Genomic DNA, 21,682 nt, shown 5'->3' with positions numbered 1-21,682 from the left:
AAGAGACGAAATAACAACGTTGATTGCCGCCCCTGGTTTTCCGCCACTCAGATCTCTCTGAATGTGGCAGAAAAAAGGGGCCTTTATCATTTAGAACAGTTTTGACCTTTCCAGGCGCGTCAGGAAAAGCAATAATTCGTGCAGGTGGACCAGTGCAGCATCAGCCTGGTCATCAGGGACTGACAGCTGCATAAAAGGACTTTACCATGCCCGGAATTCTGGTCATTGACGACCATCCCGCGATTTGCTTCGCCGTTAAAACACTTCTTGCCCCACTGGCCGATAATGCGATTCATATCGCCACCAGCGGTACCGCCGCGCTGGCCAGTGTTAAAGAACATCAGCCCGACCTGGTTATCCTGGACATCATGCTGAATAAGATGGATGGTCTGCAGGTTCTGCAGCATCTCCGACAGCTGCTGACCGATGTGCGGGTCATTGTCTATACCAGTCTCCCGGCCGAAACTTATGCTCCTCGTGCCTTACGCGCAGGTGCCGCCGCCTTTTTCAGCAAAGATGCGGAGATCCGGCAATTGATGCCGCTCTGCCAGCTGGTACTGCAGGGTTATGACTGCTTTCCCCGGTCAGCCCTCTCCTCGCTGCGGACCGCTACAACTCAGGTCGGTGAAGAGAACGATCCGCTGGCCAGACTGTCCGATCGTGAAGTCACGGTTCTGCGCTACCTTGCCAGCGGCATGAGCAACAAGGATATCGGTGCGCGCCTGCTGCTGAGCAATAAAACCATCAGCACCTACAAACGCCGTCTGCTGGCTAAGCTGGACCTCACCAACGTGGACGATTTGGCTGCCCTGATCCAGCCGCAGGCGGACTCTGATGATCAGGCATAAACTGCTTATCCTGCTTCTGCTGTTTGGCATGGTGAGCTGGGCGCAGCAGCCAGAAGAGGGCTATCGCGTGCTTAACCTGATAGGACGTGAGCACGTCCAGCTGAGCGAGCCGGTGTTAAGTAGCCAGAACTGGCAGTGGCTGCGCCACAAACGTACGCTGGTTTTCGGCACCGCGATGCCGAACTATCCACCTTTTGATATCACCACCGGCCTGCATGATTACGGTGGCATCAATGCGGACTATCTGGGGATCCTGGCGTATAACCTGAACGTACAGATCGTGGTGCGCTATTACGCCAACCGGGATCTGCTGTTGAGTGCGCTGGGCAACGGAGAAGTCGACCTGATTGCCAATGCCAGCGTGGAACCCGTCGGCCGCTCATCTCTGCTGCTGACGCAGCCCTACCAGCCCGCAATGCCGGCAAAGGTGGTGCGTACCGATGAATTTCTGCAGCACAAAACCAGCAGGTTGATCGCGGTTGAACGGATCTTCGGCAACAAGAAAAACCTTGCCGGGCACGCCAGCGGCGGACAGGTGCAGATCTATGATTCGCCGCGCCGCGCCCTGGAAGCGCTCTCCTTCAACAATATCGATATCTTTATTGGCGACGCCACCTCCAGCCGCTATCTGATCAACCAGGCTAACCTGACCAATCTGCGGCTACAGCTTCTGCCGCAGCAGGAAAATAACGGCTTTTCCTTCGCCGTCAGTCCTCAAAATGCGCGGCTGCAGCAGATCATCAACACCGTGCTGAAAACCATTCCGGACAGCGTTCACGCCTCAATCCTCAGCCGCTGGCGGGGTGACTCTCCCACTTCTGATGGGACAAAACACCTGCTGTTCACCTCACTGGAACGCAAGTGGCTGGAGGAAAATCCGGAGGTCCGGATGGTGGTGAATGATGACTTTGCGCCGCTTAATTTTTTCGATGAAAACGGCCAGTTTCGCGGGCTGACCGCAGATGTGATCGAGGCCGTCGGCAGGCGTACCGGCCTGAAGTTCTCCTTTGTCCGCGCCAGTACGCTGCTCTCTTCTCTGCAGGCGGTGAAAAATGGTCAGGCGGATGCCGTGGCGGGCGTCACCCTGGATGCCGTCTGGCCTAACGGGCTGCTGACCACCCGCTCTTATCTGTTCAGTTCGTGGGTGCTGGTTGGCCATAAATCAGACAAAAACAAACCAATTTTGCCGCGCATTGCGCTGGTTAAAGGCCATCCGCTGGAGGCATTTCTGCAACAGAACTACCCGCAAAGCAGGATAATTCAGGTCAACACGCCGCAGGCCGGGATGGAAGCGGTGAAAAAACGGCAGGCAGAGGCGCTGGTACTGCCGATGATTGCCGCTGATTTTCTGCTGTCGCATGAGCAGAGCAGCAATATGGAGATCCTCAAAGGGCTGGATACGGAACCCGCACGCTTCGTGATTGGCGTGTCGGACAACGAATATCCGCTGGCGGCCATTCTTGATAAAGCGCTGCTCAGCATTACCCCGGAAGAGATCCACACCCTGACGCATAACTGGTACAGCAATGCCTCATTGCTGCGTACGGATAACGGTAACTCACGCTCCTCCCAGCTTTCACTGCTGTGGGTCGCGCTGATCGCGCTGTTAGTCCTGCTCGGCTGTGTGGCTGCGATTATCGCCGCCCGCCACTATCAACGCCGCATGCTGGCCGATAAACAGGCGCTGGCAGATCGATTTCAGCAGGCTCAGCGGCAGGCTGACGAGGCGAACCGGGCCAAAACGACCTTTCTCGCCACCATGAGCCATGAGATCCGCACGCCACTTAACGCAATTATCGGCACACTTGAGCTGGTGCTGCGCCAGCAGCAGAACAAAGAGCCTCCAGACACGGCCATGCTGACCATCGCCCATGATTCTGCCCACTCACTGCTGGCGCTGATCGGCGATATTCTCGATATCTCCCGCATTGAGAGTGACCGTCTGTTCCTGCATCCTACCCGCACCGACCTGCGCCAGCAGATCGAATCGGTCGCCATGCTGTTCGAAGGTATTGCCCGGCAAAAGGGGCTGGAGTTCCGGCTGGAAACAGAAAATGGCGTGGCTGGCGATGTGCTGATGGATGCGGTGCGCTTCAAGCAGGTGCTCTCCAATCTGGTCAGCAATGCGATCAAATTTACCGATCAGGGCAGAGTTACCCTGAGCGTGTTTGTGATCGGTGCGGAAGAGGAGCGAACAGAAATCGCCGTTCGTATTGCTGATACGGGTAAGGGTATCGATCGCGAAACGCAGCAGCGCCTTTTCCAGCCGTTTATTCAGGGCCATCACCCGGAGGGAGGCGCAGGTCTGGGGCTGTATATCAGCCGCATTCTGGTGGAGATGATGGGCGGCGAACTCACCCTGACCAGCCAGCCCGGCCTGGGCAGCGAGCTTACTTTTACGCTCTCGCTACAGCGTCTGGCTAAACTGACTTCTTCTTCCCGGCAGGCGATCCCTGCCACAGGTAAAAGTGGACTGACTATTCTGGTGATTGAAGATCACCAGGCGGGACGATTTATTCTGACTCAGCAGATTCAGCATCTGCAACATTCAGCCACGCCAGTTGAAGACGGTGAGCAGGCTCTGAAGCTCTGCCGTCAGCAGCGTTTTGATTTGATTATCACCGACTGCCACATGCCGACCATGGACGGATTTCTTTTTACCCGCCAGCTTCGCCAGTGGGAAGAGCAGCAGAAACAGCCCCGCACGCCGGTATGGGGACTGACTGCGGATGCTCAGGAAAGTGCGAAAGAGGCGTGCCTGCGGGCTGGCATGGATGATTGTCTGTTCAAACCGATCGGGCTGAAAACGCTGGATGCCAGGCTGAACACGCTCTCACCCGGCATGACGGAAACGGCCAGTAAAGGCGTCACTTTTGATCCCGACGTGCTTCCGGAAGAGCTGCTTTCCCCGGAAGTCTTCGGTGAATTTATCACCACGCTGCTGGACAGCTTCAGACAGGATGCCAGCGAGCTGCGCGAACAGTTTTCCCATCAGCCCATACAGCAGGAGGAGATCTTTGCCGTGGCGCACAGGATCACCGGTGCCGCCCGTCTGATTCAGGCCAGCGGACTGGAAGAAGCCTGCCGTGTACTAATGTCCTCACCGGAAGCCCACGCGCACGAAGAGGTTCAGCAGCAGATCCGGCAGCTGATCATCGCGATGGAAGCCAGCTTACGGACTACAAAAGAAGAGTCCGTTCCTACAAGCAAATGACTCCGGATGCCGGTATCCGCGTCACGGTGCCTGGCATATAGTACTGGCTCAGGACGGGGAACGGACGTTTCCCGCTGTTTCACTGAATAAGGACTTCAACGATGAATATCAAAACAACTGTATTACCTCTGGTTATCCTGATGGGCGCTGCAGGTTTCACCACTGTAGCTTCTGCTGCCGGCAACGACTGTAATGCCAAACGCGCTGCGATCGAAACTCAGATCCAGCAGGCTCAGAAGTATGGTAACACCTATAAAATCGACGGTCTGAAAAAAGCCCTGAGCGAACTGAATGCTCACTGTACTGATGCCGGTCTGATCAAAGACGCGCAGAAAAAAGTGGAAAAGCTGGAGAAGAAACTGCGCGAGAAACAGGAAGACGTGCGTGAAGTCCAGTCCGACCTGCGCGAAGCTCAGGCGAAAGGCGACGCGAAAAAAATCGCTAAATACCAGAAAAAACTGGTTGAGAAACAGGCTGATGTTAAAGAAGTTACCGCTGACCTGCGTCAGGCTCAGGCGGAGCTTTCCGCACTGCGCGGTTAATCTACCTGCTTATTACAGAGCGCCTCTGGCGCTCTGTCTTTCTGGCGAACCGGAAACCCCTCTCAAGGATGAAGTATTTGCTGCGCCTGCTGGTGTGGTGTTTGCCATGGAGCGTTTTTGCCGCTTACGCAGAAACAGGCAACGTCTACATCATTGTTAATAATGCCTATAAAGGCCGCGTTGCGCTGAGCTTTCCCCAGCCACATTTCCCTTGCATGACAGAAGCGCTCCTGCGCGAGTGGGGAGTACGCAGTGACAGCGTGTCGACCATGCTGTTCACCGATAGCTGCGTCAGCCCAAAATCTCTGGAACTGCGCGAAATTAAATTTTTCTTTGACGACCGGGCCTCGCTGCTGACGCTGGTGATCCCCGAGCCACTCTTTACCAACAGGGAAAATGGCGTCACCACCAGCCGCTGGGACGACGGGATCAATGCCGCCTTTGTCGATTATCATCTCACTTATTCTCACACCACCGGCGACAACTATCGCGGCGATGACCGGCAGCACAGCCTGTATGTCAGCCTGAACGAGGGCGTGAATCTTGGCCCATGGCGTCTGCGCTACAACCCTGTTTTCCAGAAGGAAACCTGGGGAAATCCGCAGTGGCATACTGAGCGGGCGGTCGCTTTCCGGACACTGCGCACCCTGCGTTCTTCACTGACGCTGGGTGACAACAGCACCGCCTCCACCCTGTTCGACAGCGTGAGCTACCGGGGCATCAATCTGCAGTCCGACGACCGGATGCTGCCGGACGATTACCGGCCGTTTTCTCCGTGGATACGCGGCTTCGCCCGCAGCAATGCCCAGGTCAAAATCCGCCAGAACGGTACAGTGATTTATCAGACCTTCGTCTCACCAGGGACTTTTATTCTGAAAGATGTCTACCCGCCCAACCCGGACGGGGATGTTGAGATGACCATTAAAGAGAGTGACGGGACGGAAACCCTGCGCACGCTCCCCTGGTCATCAATGCCTAATCTCGTGCACAGCAAGCACTGGGCTTACGATCTCACCGCAGGCAAGTACCGGCCTTATGTCGGTGTGGAAGCGGAAGAGCCGCTGTTTTATCAGTTCTCGGCGGGCTATGGGCTGCCTGTTGGCATCACGCTTTATGGCGGTATGCAGAACTCGGATATTTATCACAGCGCCGCCGCCGGGATCGGCAAAAACCTGAACAGCTGGGGTGCACTTTCCCTGGATTACAGCTACGCCACGGCGCAGGATCCGCGGCGTAATAAGACGGTACGCGGAGGCATGGCCAGGCTGCGCTATGCCAAAGCATTTCAGGAGTGGGAATCCTCATTAAGCGTGCTGGCCCAGTACTATCCCGATCAGCGCTATCGGACTTTTGGCGAGACGATCTCCCAGCAAACCTCATACTGGTGGGACTGGGAGGACGGGAAGTTTGTCGGTGAGTTTGAAGCGGAAAAGAAATCGCGGCTTGAACTGCGGTATAACCAGTATCTCTCCGAATCAGACAGCTTTTATCTGACGCTGGCACGGGAAACTTACCGGGGAAAAAACCGGGAAGAGAGCAGTCTCGAACTGGGTTACAGCGGCAGCTGGCAGGATGTCGATTATTCGGTTTATGCGCAATACAGCCATCCCAACTATGGCAAAGAGCAGGGCGAGATCGTTCTCTCTTTTTCGGTTCCTCTTGACTGGCTGGCGCTGCCACGCCTGACGCTGAACATCGATCACACTACCGCCAAAAATGGCGATAATATCCGCCAGGTCGGCGTGAGCGGCACCGCGCTGGATGACTACAGCCTGAGTTACAGTCTGAGTAACACTCAGCAGCAGAACAAAAAAAGCAGTCAGAACGCCTCGGCAGATTACCAGTACAACGCCGGAGAATTGCGGCTGGGTTACTCTCAGGGAGAAGGCTTCCGTCAGCAGGATGCCGAGATTTCGGGCAGTATCATGGCGTACCGCGAAGGGATAATACTGGGGCAATCTTTGGGAGATACCCTCGGTATCATTAACGTGCCGGGCGCTTCCGGGATCGGCGTGGATAATCAGTACGGCACCACTACGGACTGGCGCGGGCAGGCCATCATCAGCAACCTGACGCCTTACCGGGTGAATCGCCTGTCGCTGAGCAGCTGGGATCTGCCCGACGGCATGGAACTATCGGAAAGTGAAATTGAAGTGGTTCCCACGGCGGGCGCAATTATGTACAGCAAATTTGCACCACCGCTGTATCACAACAAGGCCAGCGAACCGTAATCAGGGCAGCAGCGCTCTCACGGCTGCCCTGTATAAATTATTTCGCGTAGGCTTCCGTCGAAATAGTCAGCTTCACTTCATCGCTCACCGCCGGGACATATTTGTCCAGCTTGAACTCTGAGCGTTTGAAAGTGGTGGTGGCGTCAAAACCAACCGCCTGCTTTTTCACCATTGGGTGCATGCCCTGCTTGTTCAGCACCGCGTGCAGAATAACCGGTTTGGTGATGTCTTTAATGGTCAGGTCGCCATAAACGTCCATTTTGTTTTTCCCTTTGCTGACCACTTTGTTACTTTTGAAAGTGGCAGTCGGGTATTTCGCCACGTCGAAGTAATCAGCCCCTTTAAATTCTTCGGTAAGCTTATCAACATGGGTATTGATGCTGTCGACCGGAATAGTGACGTCAACTTTAGATTTGCCGATCTGAGCAGAATCGAAGTCGATGTTTCCGGTGATGTTGGATAAATCTGCGGTAGGGTGCGAGAAACCAAAGTGAGTCCAGGAAACCACGACCGAGGTGTGGCCGGAGTCCATTGCGTAGCTTTCTGTCGCTGCGGCAGAAAACTGAGAATAAACGGCGGTACTGATTAATAACGGTAAGGTAATTTTTTTGAGCAGTGACATTTATTCAGACCTTATTTTCTTGAACAGTATTTTTGATAGTGCAAGATAATTCACCATGCCGATAGTGAAGATATTTGACCGGGTCTGTCAAAAAGATTAGTTAACTCCTGGTATTATTTAAGACCGGGCGGAAATGATAAATTCCCCCGCCCGTTCTTATTATTTATTCGTCCCAGTCAGGAACTGGATCGGTAAAAGTGCTCCAGCCATCCGGCCCCATCGCCATTTCCTGATCGGTCAGCAGCGCCGCCCCCAGCAGATACCTCAACGTATATTCATCCATCTCCATGCCAATAAAGACAAGCTCCTGGCGGGCATCACCCACCCTGTCATGCCACTCCTTCATGATCATCTGGCGGCTCTCTTCGTCCTGCGGCCAGTACTCTTCCGGCACGCTGGCCCACCACATCCCCGCCCGTCCCTGACGCGAAACACCACCGGCCTGTGACCAGTTCCCGGCAAAGGTCGGACGGCTGGCCAGCCAGAAATAGCCTTTTGAGCGCACCACGCCCGGGAGCTTGCCGTTCATCACGCTCCAGAAGCGGCCAGGATGAAACGGCCGGCGGGCGCGGAACACAAAATGGGTGATGCCGTACTCTTCCGTTTCAGGCGTGTGCTCACCGCGCAGCTCCTGCAGCCAGCCCGGTGCCTGCGAGGCCTCTTCAAAATCAAACAGGCCGGTATTCAGCACGCGATCCAGCTCAACTTTGCCGAACTGCGCAATCTCAATCTTCGCCCTTGGGTTTAACCCGTGGAGGATGGTTAGCAGTTTTTCCCGCTCCGGCTCACCGATCAGATCGGTTTTATTCAGCACCAGCACGTCGCAAAACTCGATTTGCTCAATCAACAGATCCACCACCGTACGCTGGTCTTCATCACCCAGTGATTCCCCACGGGAACGGATGCTGTCGCTGGAGTCGTAATCCCGAAGGAAGTTCCAGGCATCGACGACGGTGACCATGGTATCGAGCCGGGCCACAGTGGAAAGACTCTCGCCCTCCCCATCGGCAAAAGTGAAGGTTTCCGCCACCGGCAGCGGCTCTGAAATGCCGGTGGATTCAATCACCAGCTGATCGAACCGCCCCTCTTTCGCCAGCCGGTTAACCTCCAGCAGCAGATCTTCACGCAGCGTGCAGCAGATACAGCCGTTGCTCATCTCCACCAGCTTTTCGTCGGTACGTGACAGTTCGGCCCCCCATCCCTGACCAGCGCAGCGTCAATGTTGACCTCAGACATATCGTTAACGATCACCGCCACGCGGCGTCCTTCACGGTTGTTGAGGATATGATTCAGCAGCGTGGTCTTACCTGCACCCAGGAAGCCGGACAGAACCGTCACCGGCAGGCGTGTATCCTGCCGCTCAGGCTGTTGAAGTGATGACATTGTTCGATTCTCCTTCCCCTCTTACGGGGTGATAAGCACTACACTGGCGGGCGTTGCCCGTCGCCATATATGTTATGTTATAACATAACATCGCACCCAGCCAGCCCTGCTTTTTTTCCGGGATGTCGGGAAGGAGAAGCCGGGCGGTATTGGCCCTGGCGATAGCACTCATTTTGTGGGGATGGCAGAGAGGGACCAAAAAACGGGAGAGCCAGACTCTCCCGTAACGCTTATGCTTTCGCCACAAAGGCTTTGACCACATCCTGCCACGGCGTGGTCGGGCGGCCGGTCAGCTTGCTCAGCGTATGGCTGTCATCAAACAGCGAGCCCTGCGCCGCATTGGCATCCGAGTCGGCCAGCATCTCTGCCAGGCCATCCGGCAGACCGGCACCTTTCAGCGCTCCGGCGAATTCTGCCTGCGGCAGATTGATGTAGCCAATCTCTTTGCCACTCTGCTTTCCAATCTCCGCAGTGAATTGTGCCAGGGTATAGGCCGTATCACCCGCCAGCTCGTAAATTTTGTTTGACTCGCTGCCGGTCAGCACCGCAGCGGCGGCATCGGCATAGTCCTGACGGCTGGCAGAGGCAATTTTGCCCTCTCCTGCCGCGCCAATAAAGGCACCGTGAGTTACGGCAGGCGCAATGCTGGCCGCATAGTTTTCGGTATACCAGCCGTTGCGCAGGATGGCGTAAGGCACGCCGGAAGCAATCAGCGCCTGCTCGGTGCCACGATGCTCACCGCCCAGCCCCATTTTAGTGGTGTCTGCACGCAGCAGGCTGGTGTAAGCCAGCAGCTTCACGCCCGCTTGTTTTGCAGCAGCAATCACCGCTTTATGCTGCACTTCACGCTGACCAATTTCATTGGAGGAGATCAGCAGGACTTTATCCACCCCAGTAAAGGCACTGAGCAGGCTCTCAGGGCTGCTGTAATCTGCCTGCCTGAGCTGCACGCCCAGCACAGCCAGATCGGCCGCTTTCTCCGGTGAACGTACGGCAGCGACGATCTCAGCCGCAGGGACTTTTTTCAGTAAAGCGTTAATCACTAAGCGGCCAAGTTGGCCAGTTGCGCCGGTTACTGCAATCATAATGCTCTCCTTGAGTTTTAAGAGCGAGATACCAGCCTGCAGGCTGGCTAAATCGCTTTGACCCAATCAGCCTATGCCACATACTAATAAAAAGTAAGTACGCACAGGAATGTTAGTATGAAATTAACCACAGAAACTGCCTTTTCTCCCCTCAGCGAAAAGCTCCGTCGTGGGGAACTGCTGGACGCGAACTGCCCGTCACGCGAGGTTTTGAAACGCCTGACCAGCCGCTGGAGCCTGTTAGTGCTGGTGGCCCTTGAAGAAGAGACGCTACGCTTCGGCGAGCTTCGACGCAAAATCGGCGGCGTCAGTGAAAGAATGCTGGCGCAGACGCTGCGCTATATGGAAGAGGACGGCTTTGTGGAGCGAATCGCTTATGAAGTGGTCCCTCCGCACGTGGAGTATCGTTTGTCTCCGCTGGGTCAGCAGGTACGTGGTCAGGTGGCAGGCCTTGCTGACTGGATTGAAATGAACCTGCATCAGATTATGGACCACCGCCGGGATTTTGCTTCTGCGCCGGAAAGAGAAAACTAATCGTTTTTCAGGGTCGCTGGTGGCTACGTCCAGTAATTGGTATGGCCCCGGGAATAAGTTGGGACCACCGTGGCATCGAGGGTAGGTGCGTACATCAGCGCCTCGGTGTAGGTGACGAATCGGGTATTATCTACAGCGCGAAGCGAGACTGGCGTGCCGGTAAAACCGAGATAAAATCAGACCGGTGAACACCGGGTGAAGGAGAGAAAGATGCAAAGACCGTTGATCGGAGTCGGCGTGTTGATTGTGCGGGAAGGCAGGCTGCTACTGGGCCGCCGCAAAGGCAGCCATGGCGCTGGCTACTGGGCAACCCCTGGCGGACACCTGGAATTTGCTGAAACGCCAGAGGAGTGTGCCCGGCGGGAAGTGCTGGAAGAAACGGCACTGAAAGTAGGCGATCTGACTCAGTATGGCTTCACAAACGACTTTTTTAGCGCCGAACAGAAGCACTACGTTACCCTTTTTATGCTCACCAGTGACATCAGCGGCATGCCTGAAGTGCTGGAACCGGAGAAATGCGAGGGCTGGCAGTGGTTTTCTCCTGACCAACTACCAGCTCCCCTTTTCGCCCCGCTGGAGACGCTGCGCCAGCAAGGCGGGCTGGATTTACTCAGCCCAGCGTCACCCTTCGCCCCTCTTCAGCACTGAGCAGCGCGGCATCCAGCACTTCAAGCGTGCGAATAGCCTGCTCCGCTGTGACAGGAGGTTCGGTGCCATTCCTCACTGCGGCGGCAAAGGCTTCGTAATAAGCGTGATAGCTTTCCTGAGCCGAAGGGATGCGCTCCTCACCTTCCGCCGTGCGCAGCGTGCCCAACGGCTCGGGTTGCTCATAGCCCCAGCCTGACGGATCGTCGGCCGGGCGCTTACCGGCAAAAATCGCCTGCGCCTGCACGTCTGAGCCGCAACGATAAAAGGCGCGTGAAAATTTTTGCCGCCGGTACCGTATCCTACTAATCCAATACGCATTTATACTCCTGGCCGACGTTGATGGCAGATACATTCCATTTATAGCGTAGTTGATAGATTAATTTCACTCCGGCGGACAATTAACGCTGCGGTGCCACGTCAGGATACATCGCCAGCAACCGGCGCGTGACGCCATTGGTCCAGCCAAATCCATCCTGCAGCGGATACTCACCACCGCCTGCCAGCACGGGCGCACGTCCGGCAACGTTGTATTTCTCGACCATCTTGTGATGGCGATGGTAGGTCGCTCCCACAACCTGCAACCAGCGCGTGGCGATCTCTTTCGCCAGCAGCTCCTCACCGTAGTTGTTAAGGCCCTTTATTGCCATCCACTGCATAGGTGCCCAGCCGTTCGGCTTGTCCCATTGTTCACCTGTCTCTTCCACCGTGGAGAGCAGGCCGCCCGGAGCCAGCAGGTGCGAACGGATTGCCGCCGCGGTGTGGGTAGCCTGTTCAAGGCTGGACATGCCGACATACAGAGGTGTGACCGAAGCAGCCGAGAACGCGCCTTTCTCACGCTCACGCCAGTTGTAATCGCGATACAGACCGGCCTCGTTGTCCCACAAATATTTGTCGACAACTTCACGACGACGCACCGCTTTTTGCTGGAACAGATCGGCAGTAGCCGCATCATTCCTGCTGGCAGCCAGCCGCGCGATGGTCGTCTCCAGCTTGTAGAGGAAAGCATTCAGGTCAATCGGCACGATACTGGTGGTCTGAATACTCTCCAGACGACCCGGTTCGCTCAGCCAGCGGGAAGAGAAGTCCCAACCTGAAGCCGCACCGGCACGCAGATCGCGATATACCTCGCTGGAAGGTCGCGCAGAGTTCCTCGCGGTTTCCACATCCTCAATCCACGACTCATCGCGCGGCGTATCACGGTCATCCCAGTAACGGTTCAGCACCGAACCATCCGACAGCATCACCACATGGCGATAAGCCTCGTTCGGCGTCAGTGATTCCGCGCCGTCCATCCAGAACTCATACTCACGCTTCAGCTGCTTCAGGTAACGATGCGCCTCGTTCACACCATCTTTCTCAAACAGCTCAACCATCAGGGCAAACACCGGCGGCTGCGAACGGCTCAGGTAGTAGGTCCGGTTACCGTTTGGGATGTGCCCATAGGTATCGATCATCCAGGCGAAGTTATCCGCCATGCTCTTCAGCAGATCTGTCTGCCCACCAGCCGCAAAACCAAGCATGCTGAAATAGGAATCCCAGTAGTAGGTTTCCCCAAAGCGACCGCCCGGCACCACATAAGGTTCCGGCAGCGGCAGTAATGATGAGAATTCCGAATGCTTTTCCGGCTTACGGGTTAATACCGGCCACAGCGAATCAATATGTTCACCCATATTTTTATTTGGATCAGAAACATAGCGGCTGTCATGCACTCTTGGCAGGTCGAAATTCTCCAGCACAAACGTCAGCAGATTAAAATCCTGCCGTTCACGCTGCATGAAATAGCGATAGAGAATTCTTTCGGGTTCAATTTTGGGAGCGCAATCGGCGAACGTTTTACTGTCAGTAAATATCCGCGAAGATTGTACCGCCTCGAACAGCTCCTGATAGCGATCGGACGGCGTCAGGATATCCGATGCAGGCAGGCCGCGGATCGTCTCCGGTTGCGGCTCCACCACGGCGTCAAGACCAGCCTCATAATCGTGATAGTAGGCTTCATAATCCGTCTGGTTATTGTCTGTGATTAGGTCATTTTGATTAAAAGTGATAAGAACCTCCTGATGCCAATGACGCTCGACAATGATGCTTAGGTGAATTTCGAAAGAAGCGATCAGTATAGTACTCTCGTCTCACAGCGCAACCTGATGATTTTATTACTGCCAATGAGATAATATTTCAGGAAATGACTGTGAGCGGAATTTTTCCCTGACAGTCATAATATTAAGTCTCTGCCGACATAAATTGACGTTGATAATCAATTACTGAAAAAAATAGCAATAACGAAACGATAAAAAGGCGAAATATCCGGCGATCTTCTCCGTCTTCGCCCTACCAGCCGGTGGATAAATCACCACCTCAGACAATTAAGCCAAATTGAGAAACGACTTAACTTTGTTCAGGAACAAAATTAATCGCAAACGGCAGAAGTCTCTGTAAAAAAATAATTGGCTTTACCATTTACATTATATTTAAACAGTCCAATACTGACGCAGCCAGAACGTCGCGCAGCCCTTGCCATGCCTGGCATCAATAAGTTTATCTGATAGCAAACCAGACCGTTTAATGACAACCAAGGAACTCTTGTGGCACCCGTAGTAAATAAATCCGCAGCGTTGCACTCGGAAAGTCTCTCTGATGAAGACGACAGTTTAATTTCCCCCGTTGATAATACCTCCATAAACAAAACCTATATTACCCGTGGCACCCGCAGGTTTACCCATGCCACGCTGGCGCTGTTTTGTGCCGGGCTCTCCACCTTCGCCGTCCTCTATTGTGTTCAGCCGATCCTGCCGGTGTTTTCGGAAAGTTTCCATCTCACCCCGGCGCAGAGCAGTTTGTCCCTCTCGGTGACCACAGCCATGATGGCGCTCGGATTGCTGATCACCGGGCCGCTGTCGGATGCGATTGGTCGTAAGTCGGTGATGTCCATTTCGCTACTGCTGGCGGCCTTCTTCACGCTGGTGTGTGCCACCATGAGCAGTTGGGAAGGCGTGCTGGCGATGCGTGCCCTGACCGGACTGGCTTTGAGCGGCGTGGCAGCGGTGGCGATGACCTGGCTGAGTGAAGAGCTCCACCCCGTGTTCCTCTCCTTCTCAATGGGGCTGTATATCAGCGGCAACTCGATTGGTGGGCTGGTCGGACGGCTCTCCACCGGGATGCTGGCGGATCACTTCTCCTGGCACATTTCGCTGTTTGTAGTCGGTTTGTTTGCGCTGGCCGCCGCCGGGCTGTTTTTCCGGCTGCTGCCCCCTTCCCAACATTTCCGTCCCAGCTCCCTGCGCCCGCGCAAGCTGCTGGTGAACTTTATGTTCCAGTGGCGGGATATCGGGCTGCCGATGCTGTTCGTGGTTGGTTTTATCCTGATGGGCAGCTTTGTCACTCTGTTTAACTATGTCAGCTATCGCTTCCTGTCAGCGCCCTTTTCGCTCAGCCAGACGGTGGTTGGCCTGCTATCAGTGGTCTATCTGACCGGCACTTACAGCTCGCCGCGCGCCGGGATGATGACCGCACGCCATGGCCGTGGCGTGGTACTGATGGGATCGTTGGGGCTGATGCTGACCGGACTGATTGCCACCCAGTTTGCCACGCTGTTTCTGGTGCTGCCGGGACTGATGCTTTTTGCCGCCGGTTTCTTTGCCGCGCATTCGGTTGCCAGCAGCTGGGTTGGTCATCGCGCAAGGCGGGCCAGAGGCCAGGCTTCCTCCCTGTATCTGTTCTTCTACTATCTGGGATCGAGCGTGGCGGGCACGCTGGGTGGCGTGTTCTGGAATGGCTACGGCTGGATGGGCGTTTCAGGCTTTATCGCCGTAATGCTGATCGGCGGTCTGATCCTCGCCAACAAGCTGCGTAAAATTCCCGTACTGGTGAAAAAAGTCCGTTGACCGGACAGCTGAACTGCCTGCAAAAAGCCGGACGCTTCCTGGCTTTTTGTGGTGCAGTTCAGCCGCATCCGTGCTGAGTAAAGCCTGTCTCAAGATTTACTTCCCCCTGCTCAGCCATTACTCTGTCGCCACATTAGTCACCTGACCGCAAACTCCCCCGGCCTGGAGCCACCATGAGCGATGTTGAAAACCTGCAGGGGATGATTATCTTCGCTAAAGTCGTCGAGACGCTGAGCTATACCGAGGCGGCGAAACTGCTGGGGCTGTCGAAATCGTCAGTGAGCAAAGAGATCTCCGCTCTGGAAGTCCGCCTCGGCACTAAGCTGCTGCAGCGCACCACCCGCAAGATTGCCGTAACCGATGTCGGCATGACCTGGTATCACTACTGCGCCCGCATCCTCAGCGAGGTGAAAAGCGCCGATCTGTTTATCCGCCAGTTTCACGAAGAGCCGACCGGCAGCCTGCGCGTGGTGGCCCCGGTCACCTTCGGCTGCCAGTGTATCGTGCCGGTGCTGAACCAGTTTGTTGCCAGTAATTTGCACGTCAGCGTCGATCTGGATCTGACTGACCGCCCGGTGAACCTGGTGGATGACAATATCGACCTGGCGATTGTGGTCCGTCGCGACCGGCCGGAGCATGCTCATTGCCAGCCGCTGATCGATATCAGCTGGGGGCTGTATGCTTCGCCGGACTATCTGCGGCGCTTCCCGGCGATCGGCAAACCCGACGATCTGCCGCGTCACGATTTCATTCTGTTTCGTGGTCCGGCGCACACCATTTCGCTGCCGTTCCGTAAAGAAAAGCAAAAGCTGGATATCGAAGTCCGCAGCCGCTTTCGTGCCAACAACAGTACCGCGCTGGTGAATTCCGCCATCGCCTGCACCGGCATCGCTTATCTGCCAGACTACAGTGCACAGGAAGCCGTCAAAGCCGGCAAGCTGATCAGGGTGCTGCCAGAGTGGGAAATGGACGTGTATACATCGTGGATCCTGAGCAAAGGTGACAGTTTTGTTTCACCGCGCGTCAGGCTGTTTATTGAAGAGTTGCAGAAGGCATTGCAGCAGAAATAATAAGGGCGGAAACCGGTTCCGCCCTTCAAATCTTAGTAGTAGTTACCGTGACGGTAATCCCACGTGGTGAAGATATCAGACATCATCGACATGATTTTATCCACGTCCAACCCCTTACGGATCAGGATTGGGCAAGGTGTGATGCTGCGCTCGCCTTTCTGCTCAGGGACCAGCTTGCCACTCTCGTCCACCATCGCCACCATCACACCCTGCTCGTAGCGGGTCTTCTCGGACTCATTCGGCTGGATAGATTTCACATAGGCGTTCGCTTCAATAATCAGGTCAGCCTGCGATTCAATACGCTCGCCGATCCCTTCGACCAGGCCACGGTTGCCCTTGCCTGACGGGTTAGCGGAGCTGGCGAAGGAGAATTTACCGTGGTTTTCCCACAGCTCTTTCGCCAGTTTTTCGCCAGGAATACCGAATTTGATCACGAAGCAACTGGTCTGACGGCGGTCCATCATCAGCTCTTTCGAGCCATCTTCCGGAATACGTGCCACGGCTTCTTCTTTCCACGGCAGGATGCAGCCCAGCAGAATGTCTTTGTCCCAGTGCTGCTGATACAGCTCTTCGATTTCCGGGTTCAGCTGCGCCAGTTCTTTCAACTGCTCCAGGGAACCACACAACACCACACCCGGCTTGTTGCGGTTGCGCTGCTTGGCATCAAATTTACGCTCCAGGCCTTTGGCATCGGAGGTCATAATGATGTAGCCCACTTTGGTCGGGCAAACGATCATGCCGCCATCGGCAGACAGGATTTTTACCGCTTCCGGCTGTAAGCCGCCGTTCCACTGGATAGTCTTATTGCTCATGGTCACACCTGCATATCATAGAGGGTTAAATTCGTTGGTGAGCGTTTCATCCTGGCGCAGCATCGTCAATTTCGCTGGCGGCGGAAGCCACTAATAACCTGTTGAAACCATCCTAACCTGGCCACTCTTTTACGCAACAATAAATGCATTCAATCGCTCATTGTTTCCCTCAGGAAACAAATGTTGCGTTTGCTGACCGGAGCGAACTTTCCTCAGCCTGAAGCCACTTAATCCTTTAGCTGACAGCGAGCAATGCAATGCAGATAACCTTTTTCCGGGCGGAAGATCAGGCCACGTTGGGCAGTTGGTTTACTTCCCAACTGGCGGTGACACAGTGGGCCGGTCCGGGCGTGAGCTGGCCGCTGAGCGCGGAGTTCCTTACAACCCTGCTGAATTCAGACCAGCAGCAACCGGCCTCACTGCTGACTTTTTCCGGATGCGTGGAGGGCGAACTGGCCGTAGTGGCACAGTTGGGTTTCGACTGGGATAACCATCTGGCCTGCCTGTGCAGGGTGGTGGTTAATCCACAGATGCGGGGACAGAAACTGGCTGAAAAGATGCTGCAAACCTTGATCGTTAATGCCTTCAGGCAGGAAGCCATCGAACGTGTGGAACTGCACGTTTACCCGTTCAATATTGCTGCGGTGCGGACATATGAAAAGCTGGGTTTTGTGCGGGAAGGCGTGCGCAGACATTGCGTGGTGGTGGGGGAAGAACGCTGGGACTGCGCCCTGTATGGCATGCTGCGCACGGAATATACCGCGCACAGCACCGGCTGACTGGACCGGCAAGGAATGCTCAGACTTGATCCTGAGGTCGGCCTGTGATCATCTGCCCGGTCCGAAACCTGCCCTGAGATCAGCCGGGGATCAGCCGTTCAGCCTTCAGCTTATCGAACAGCGCCACAAACGCATCGCGGGTGCACTGGTAGCCGGTAAAGCCCGCCTTACGGCTCTTGCTGATGTCGGTGAAGACTTCCATCGGGCGGCCGAGATCGGCATCGGTATGCCACCAGGAAACCAGTTTGCCGATGTCGGCTTCTTTCAGGCCGTACTTCTGCGCCATCGCCTGCCATTCGGCCGGAGCAGCGTCCATGCGGCCTTCCAGCGGCTTGATCGCGCCCGGATAAGGCGCGGCTTCAATAGCAAAGTAATCGGCAATCTGGCCCCACATCCATTTCCAGCGGAACACGTCGCCGTTGACCACGTTGTAGTCCTGGTCCTGCGCGGATGGCGTGGTGGCGGCCCATTCCAGCTGCTGTGCCAGCACGTGCACATCGGTCATGTCGGTAACGCCTTCCCACTGCGCTTCAGAACCGGGGAAGATAAATGGCTGGCCGGTTTCTTTGCACAGACTGGCATACACCGCCAGAGTCTGGCCCATGTTCATCGCATTGCCCAGCGCAAAGCCGATGATGGTGTGCGGGCGGTGAACGCTCCAGCTGAAGCCGTATTTCTCCGCTCCGGCAAAGACTTCATCTTCCTGAGCGTAATAGAAGTTATCGACCGGCTGACGGCCCTGCTCTTCACGGAACGGCGTCACCGGCACTTCGCCTTTACCGTAGGCATCAAACGGACCGAGGTAATGCTTCAGTCCGGTGACCAGCGCCACGTGGCCGCCTTTCAGGCTGTCACCCAGCGCTTCAATTACGTTACGCACCATCGCGCCATTAACGCGGATGTTCTCTTTTTCGTTGGCCTGACGGGCCCAGGCGCTGAAGAAGACTTTATCCACCTTCACGTCTTTCAGAGACTGGCGAACAGAGTCGCTGTCGGTCAAATCCGCCGTCAGCGCCGTACAGCCGGCAGGCACCGCAGTGCGGCCACGGGACAATCCCCATACCTGCCAGCCGTCACCGGTCAGCTGTTGGGCCAGTGCGGTACCAATGACTCCGCTGATACCGACGATCAATGCGCGTTGTTGCATAGCTTGTCTCCTTAATGAGTGCAGAAGAAAAGCTTAATAGAGAATTAAAGTCTTATCTCAGGTATAAATTCATATCATTCGGGAATCAGAGTCACAAATGATGATCAACCAGGATCGTTTGAAAGGCATCACACCTTTTGTTGCCAGCGTTGAGCACGGCAGTTTTACCGCCGCTGCTGAAAATCTGCATCTGACCAGCTCGGCAGTCAGCAAGAGTGTCGCGCGGCTGGAAGCGCGGCTTGGTTCGCGGCTGTTTGAACGCACCACCCGCCGCCTGGCGCTGACCGATGCCGGGCAGGCATTTTATGAAACCTGCACCCGCGTGCTGGGAGAGCTGGCCGAGGCAGAATCGGTGCTGGCGGCACAACGCAGCATCCCGGTCGGCAGGCTGCGCATTGCGGTGCCCAATACTTTTGGCCGGATGCATGTGATGCCGCTGCTGAACCAGTTCTGCCAGCAGAATCCGGAAATGCAGATCAACCTGGCGTTCTCGGATCGCTTTGTCGATCTGTTCGAAGAAGGGGTGGATATCGCCATCAGGATCGGCGGCCCTGCCGAATATCCACCTTCGCTGGGCTTCCGTTTTCTGGGGAATGAAAAGCTGATCTTCTGTGCCTCACCGGAGTATCTTGCCCGTCAGGGAATGCCGGGATCGCTGCAGGATCTGGCCAACCACCGGGCGATCGTTTATGACCGGGTGGATGGCAGCACCAGCCCGTGGCACCTGGCCTCGCCGGATGGCCGCACGGCAATGCGAACGGTGCCGCACCGGATGGCGCTGGGAGATGGCGAAGCGCAGGTCGCAGCAGTCGTGGCCGGGCTGGGCGTCGCGCAGATGGCAACCTGGCTGATGGAAAAAGAGCTGGCGAGCGGCGAGCTGGTGCAGATCCTGCCAGGACTGGCGGTTGAGGGCCTGCCGTTGTATATCGTCTGGCCGCGCAAAAAACAGCTGACGCCAAAAGTAGCTGCACTGCTGAGTGCGCTGGAGCGGCTGAAGATTGATTGAGAGTGAGGTGATCAGGGAGATGCAACCCAATGAGCAATCAATGCTGAATATCCTGACAACATGCTAAGGAGTGGCAGAACACTTCCCTGTATGCCGGATTGAAGGAATCAGCGGATAAATTTTGGTACAACGGTAACAAGTAGTCTCGCCAGACGCCCATTCATAGATATTACCCAACCAACGACGATGCCCACTTTTCTACAGTGAGACTGAAATTTGCTGAAGAGGGAACGGCTCTTCAAAAATGTCCTGATAGAGTTGTTCTAACAGGAGAAGCTCAGCACCCTCTCTCTCATCAGAATTAACGATTCCCAATTTGCTGGCCAGAACTTGCTCACCAGAACCTTTTTCATACTGGCCTTCACTTCCGCAAACATAATCTCGACTCATGCAAGCACCCTGCTTTAGTGAAGACGTTGTCAGGACCGATCACCGGGAGAGTGCAGATTTTTGACGCCGGGAGGGTAAATGAGGAATGAACAAAAAATGAGAGGTTTTTAAACTTAAATGCATGAAAATCAGGACACGACCAGCGCTGAACCAGCCGTATCCCGCAGTCTTACTTCACAACGTTCAGCTTTTCAACGCCGACATCACCCTGCGGTTCAGCCATCGTCTTACGCACTTTCGCCACGTCGCTGGCGCTGATCTGCGTTTTGGCTGTGTTGCCCCAGCTGGTGCGGATAAAGTTCACCACGTCCGCCACTTGCTGATCCTTCAGCCGCCAGCCAAAGGCCGGCATGGTGATGCTGGATGGCGCATCCTTCACGCCTGGCAGCGTTGCGCCGCTCAGCACAATATGGATCAGCGAAGTTGGGTCTTCCTCCAGCACCACCGGGTTGCCGCGCAGCTCCGGGAAGAAGCGATGGTAGCCGCTGCCATCGGTTTTATGGCAGGCCGCACAGCTGTCGACATAGACTGAGGCTCCCGGCTTACTGTCGTCGCCTTTCCACAACGCTTTCGCTACCGCAGCATCTTCACTGAACCCGACCTGGTTTGGGTCGCGCGCGCCCAGCGACTTCAGATAACGGGCAATCGCCGTGGCATCTTCTGCACTCAGGTGCTGCAGGCTGTGCTGGATAACATCGGTCATGCCGCCAAACACGGCGGTCCGATCGTTGCGACCCATTCGCAGGAACTGCACCAGGTCATCTTCGCTCCAGCGACCCAGCCCGTCACGGTTGTCGCCGCGCAGATTGCTGGCGGTCCAGCCGTCAATCGGCGAACTGCTGCCGGACAGGTAGTCGCTGCCTTCGCTGTCGTTCAGCGCTTTTTCCTGCATAGTCAGGCTGCGCGGCGTATGGCAGGCCCCGCAGTGGCCCAGCCCTTCCACCAGATACTGGCCGCGAGCCAGCACCGGATCCTGGCCTTTGATCGGCTGAAAGGCCTTCACATCCGGCGCAAACATGCCGCGCCAGATCGCCAGCGGCCAGCGCATGGAGAGCGGCCACGGAATGTCGCTCTCCTTGTTTGCCTGCTCAACCGGTTTCACGCCGTGCATAAACCAGGCATAAAGCGCCTGCATATCTTCATCACTGACGACCGCATAGGACGGATAAGGCATCGCCGGATAGAGCGTGTCGCCGTTCTTCGCCACGCCGTGACGGACTGCCTTCTGGAAGTCGTCATAGCTGTAGTCACCAATACCGGTTTTCTTGTCCGGTGTGATATTAGTGGAGTAAATATCCCCAATTGGCGTTGCCATCGACAGTCCGCCAGCAAACGGCTCACCGCCCTTTTTGGTATGGCAGGCCACGCAGTCTCCGGCGCGCGCCAGGTACTCACCGCGTTTGATCTGATCGGCACCGCTGTCGTTCGCCAGGGCGGCAAAGGTGGTCATGCCCAGCATCAGGGCAGGGATTAGCATTTTCATCATGATTATC

Annotated in this window: 18 protein-coding genes and 2 pseudogenes; 10 read left to right on the top strand and 10 right to left on the bottom strand. The window is 55.7% G+C overall.

Annotation, left to right across the window (positions count from 1 at the left end; genetic code table 11):
* Positions 1 to 206: 206 nt before the first annotated feature.
* From GSQ70_RS25220 to GSQ70_RS25205, 4 genes are all read left to right on the top strand, one after another.
* Complete coding sequence (locus GSQ70_RS25220; RefSeq protein ID WP_158785083.1) at positions 207 to 848, top strand: response regulator transcription factor; 642 nt, start codon at positions 207 to 209, stop codon at positions 846 to 848.
* Positions 835 to 4,062 (top strand): transporter substrate-binding domain-containing protein, encoded by a 3,228-nt coding sequence (locus tag GSQ70_RS25215; protein ID WP_158785082.1) that lies wholly within the window; start codon positions 835 to 837, stop codon positions 4,060 to 4,062. The genes GSQ70_RS25220 and GSQ70_RS25215 overlap by 14 nt, the downstream gene beginning before the upstream one ends.
* A 101-nt stretch (positions 4,063 to 4,163) precedes the next feature.
* Complete coding sequence (locus tag GSQ70_RS25210; protein WP_158785081.1) at positions 4,164 to 4,604, top strand: DUF1090 domain-containing protein; 441 nt, start codon at positions 4,164 to 4,166, stop codon at positions 4,602 to 4,604.
* Between the two features lie 68 nt (positions 4,605 to 4,672).
* On the top strand, positions 4,673 to 6,835 hold the full coding sequence (locus GSQ70_RS25205) for a fimbria/pilus outer membrane usher protein (protein ID WP_158785080.1): 2,163 nt from the start codon (positions 4,673 to 4,675) through the stop codon (positions 6,833 to 6,835).
* 37 nt (positions 6,836 to 6,872) lie between these two features.
* On the opposite strand, the gene GSQ70_RS25200 is transcribed toward GSQ70_RS25205, so the two are convergent.
* The 3 genes and pseudogenes from GSQ70_RS25200 to GSQ70_RS25190 form a co-directional block, all read right to left on the bottom strand.
* Positions 6,873 to 7,457: a YceI family protein gene (locus GSQ70_RS25200; protein ID WP_158785079.1), complete on the bottom strand. Its 585-nt coding sequence runs from the start codon at positions 7,455 to 7,457 to the stop codon at positions 6,873 to 6,875.
* A 163-nt stretch (positions 7,458 to 7,620) separates the two neighbouring features.
* A pseudogene (gene zigA / locus GSQ70_RS25195) lies at positions 7,621 to 8,840 on the bottom strand (zinc metallochaperone GTPase ZigA).
* 230 nt (positions 8,841 to 9,070) lie between these two features.
* Positions 9,071 to 9,925, bottom strand: a complete 855-nt coding sequence (locus tag GSQ70_RS25190) for an SDR family oxidoreductase (RefSeq protein WP_158785078.1) — start codon at positions 9,923 to 9,925, stop codon at positions 9,071 to 9,073.
* A gap of 117 nt (positions 9,926 to 10,042) precedes the next feature.
* On the opposite strand from GSQ70_RS25190, the gene GSQ70_RS25185 reads away from it, so the two are divergent.
* Complete coding sequence (locus GSQ70_RS25185) at positions 10,043 to 10,459, top strand: helix-turn-helix domain-containing protein (protein WP_158785077.1); 417 nt, start codon at positions 10,043 to 10,045, stop codon at positions 10,457 to 10,459.
* A gap of 23 nt (positions 10,460 to 10,482) precedes the next feature.
* On the opposite strand, the pseudogene GSQ70_RS26215 reads toward GSQ70_RS25185, so the two are convergent.
* Positions 10,483 to 10,623 (bottom strand): annotated as a pseudogene (locus GSQ70_RS26215) (sugar dehydrogenase complex small subunit); the annotation flags it as partial.
* Between the two features lie 46 nt (positions 10,624 to 10,669).
* Between GSQ70_RS26215 and GSQ70_RS25175 the strand changes: the two are divergent.
* On the top strand, positions 10,670 to 11,107 hold the full coding sequence (locus tag GSQ70_RS25175; RefSeq protein WP_158785076.1) for an NUDIX hydrolase: 438 nt from the start codon (positions 10,670 to 10,672) through the stop codon (positions 11,105 to 11,107).
* Here the strand turns inward: GSQ70_RS25175 and GSQ70_RS25170 are convergent.
* Together GSQ70_RS25170 and GSQ70_RS25165 are read right to left on the bottom strand one after the other, a co-directional pair.
* The gene (locus tag GSQ70_RS25170; protein WP_233268514.1) at positions 11,070 to 11,351 is read right to left on the bottom strand and encodes a Gfo/Idh/MocA family oxidoreductase; all 282 of its coding nucleotides are present in this window, start codon (positions 11,349 to 11,351) and stop codon (positions 11,070 to 11,072) included. The genes GSQ70_RS25175 and GSQ70_RS25170 overlap by 38 nt on opposite strands.
* A gap of 154 nt (positions 11,352 to 11,505) precedes the next feature.
* Positions 11,506 to 13,152, bottom strand: a complete 1,647-nt coding sequence (locus tag GSQ70_RS25165; protein ID WP_158785462.1) for an alpha,alpha-trehalase — start codon at positions 13,150 to 13,152, stop codon at positions 11,506 to 11,508.
* A 534-nt stretch (positions 13,153 to 13,686) separates the two neighbouring features.
* Between GSQ70_RS25165 and GSQ70_RS25160 the strand changes: the two genes are divergently transcribed.
* Complete coding sequence (locus GSQ70_RS25160) at positions 13,687 to 14,985, top strand: MFS transporter (RefSeq protein WP_158785075.1); 1,299 nt, start codon at positions 13,687 to 13,689, stop codon at positions 14,983 to 14,985.
* A 173-nt stretch (positions 14,986 to 15,158) separates the two neighbouring features.
* Positions 15,159 to 16,055: a LysR family transcriptional regulator gene (locus GSQ70_RS25155; protein ID WP_158785074.1), complete on the top strand. Its 897-nt coding sequence runs from the start codon at positions 15,159 to 15,161 to the stop codon at positions 16,053 to 16,055.
* 32 nt (positions 16,056 to 16,087) lie between these two features.
* Here GSQ70_RS25155 and GSQ70_RS25150 read toward each other — a convergent pair whose 3' ends face one another.
* Entirely contained in the window at positions 16,088 to 16,867 is a 780-nt protein-coding gene (locus GSQ70_RS25150) for an L-threonylcarbamoyladenylate synthase (protein WP_158785073.1), read from the bottom strand.
* A 257-nt stretch (positions 16,868 to 17,124) separates the two neighbouring features.
* Here GSQ70_RS25150 and GSQ70_RS25145 point away from each other — a divergent pair, with 257 nt between their 5' ends.
* Positions 17,125 to 17,646, top strand: a complete 522-nt coding sequence (locus tag GSQ70_RS25145; RefSeq protein WP_158785072.1) for a GNAT family N-acetyltransferase — start codon at positions 17,125 to 17,127, stop codon at positions 17,644 to 17,646.
* A gap of 79 nt (positions 17,647 to 17,725) precedes the next feature.
* Here the strand turns inward: GSQ70_RS25145 and GSQ70_RS25140 are convergent, their stop codons facing one another.
* Positions 17,726 to 18,793, bottom strand: coding sequence for an SDR family oxidoreductase (locus GSQ70_RS25140; RefSeq protein ID WP_158785071.1), 1,068 nt, complete (start codon positions 18,791 to 18,793; stop codon positions 17,726 to 17,728).
* Positions 18,794 to 18,890: 97 nt separating this feature from the next.
* Here GSQ70_RS25140 and GSQ70_RS25135 point away from each other — a divergent pair, with 97 nt between their 5' ends.
* Positions 18,891 to 19,799, top strand: a complete 909-nt coding sequence (locus GSQ70_RS25135; protein ID WP_158785070.1) for a LysR family transcriptional regulator — start codon at positions 18,891 to 18,893, stop codon at positions 19,797 to 19,799.
* Between the two features lie 198 nt (positions 19,800 to 19,997).
* Here the strand turns inward: GSQ70_RS25135 and GSQ70_RS25130 are convergent, their stop codons facing one another.
* Positions 19,998 to 20,189: a hypothetical protein gene (locus tag GSQ70_RS25130; RefSeq protein WP_158785069.1), complete on the bottom strand. Its 192-nt coding sequence runs from the start codon at positions 20,187 to 20,189 to the stop codon at positions 19,998 to 20,000.
* A 169-nt stretch (positions 20,190 to 20,358) separates the two neighbouring features.
* The gene (locus tag GSQ70_RS25125) at positions 20,359 to 21,672 is read right to left on the bottom strand and encodes a cytochrome c (protein ID WP_370521099.1); all 1,314 of its coding nucleotides are present in this window, start codon (positions 21,670 to 21,672) and stop codon (positions 20,359 to 20,361) included.
* Positions 21,673 to 21,682: the final 10 nt, after the last annotated feature.

It is taken from the genome of Pantoea sp. BAV 3049 (assembly GCF_009765445.1).
GTDB lineage: Bacteria > Pseudomonadota > Gammaproteobacteria > Enterobacterales > Enterobacteriaceae > Erwinia.
This window is presented reverse-complemented; position numbering and strand designations above follow the sequence as displayed.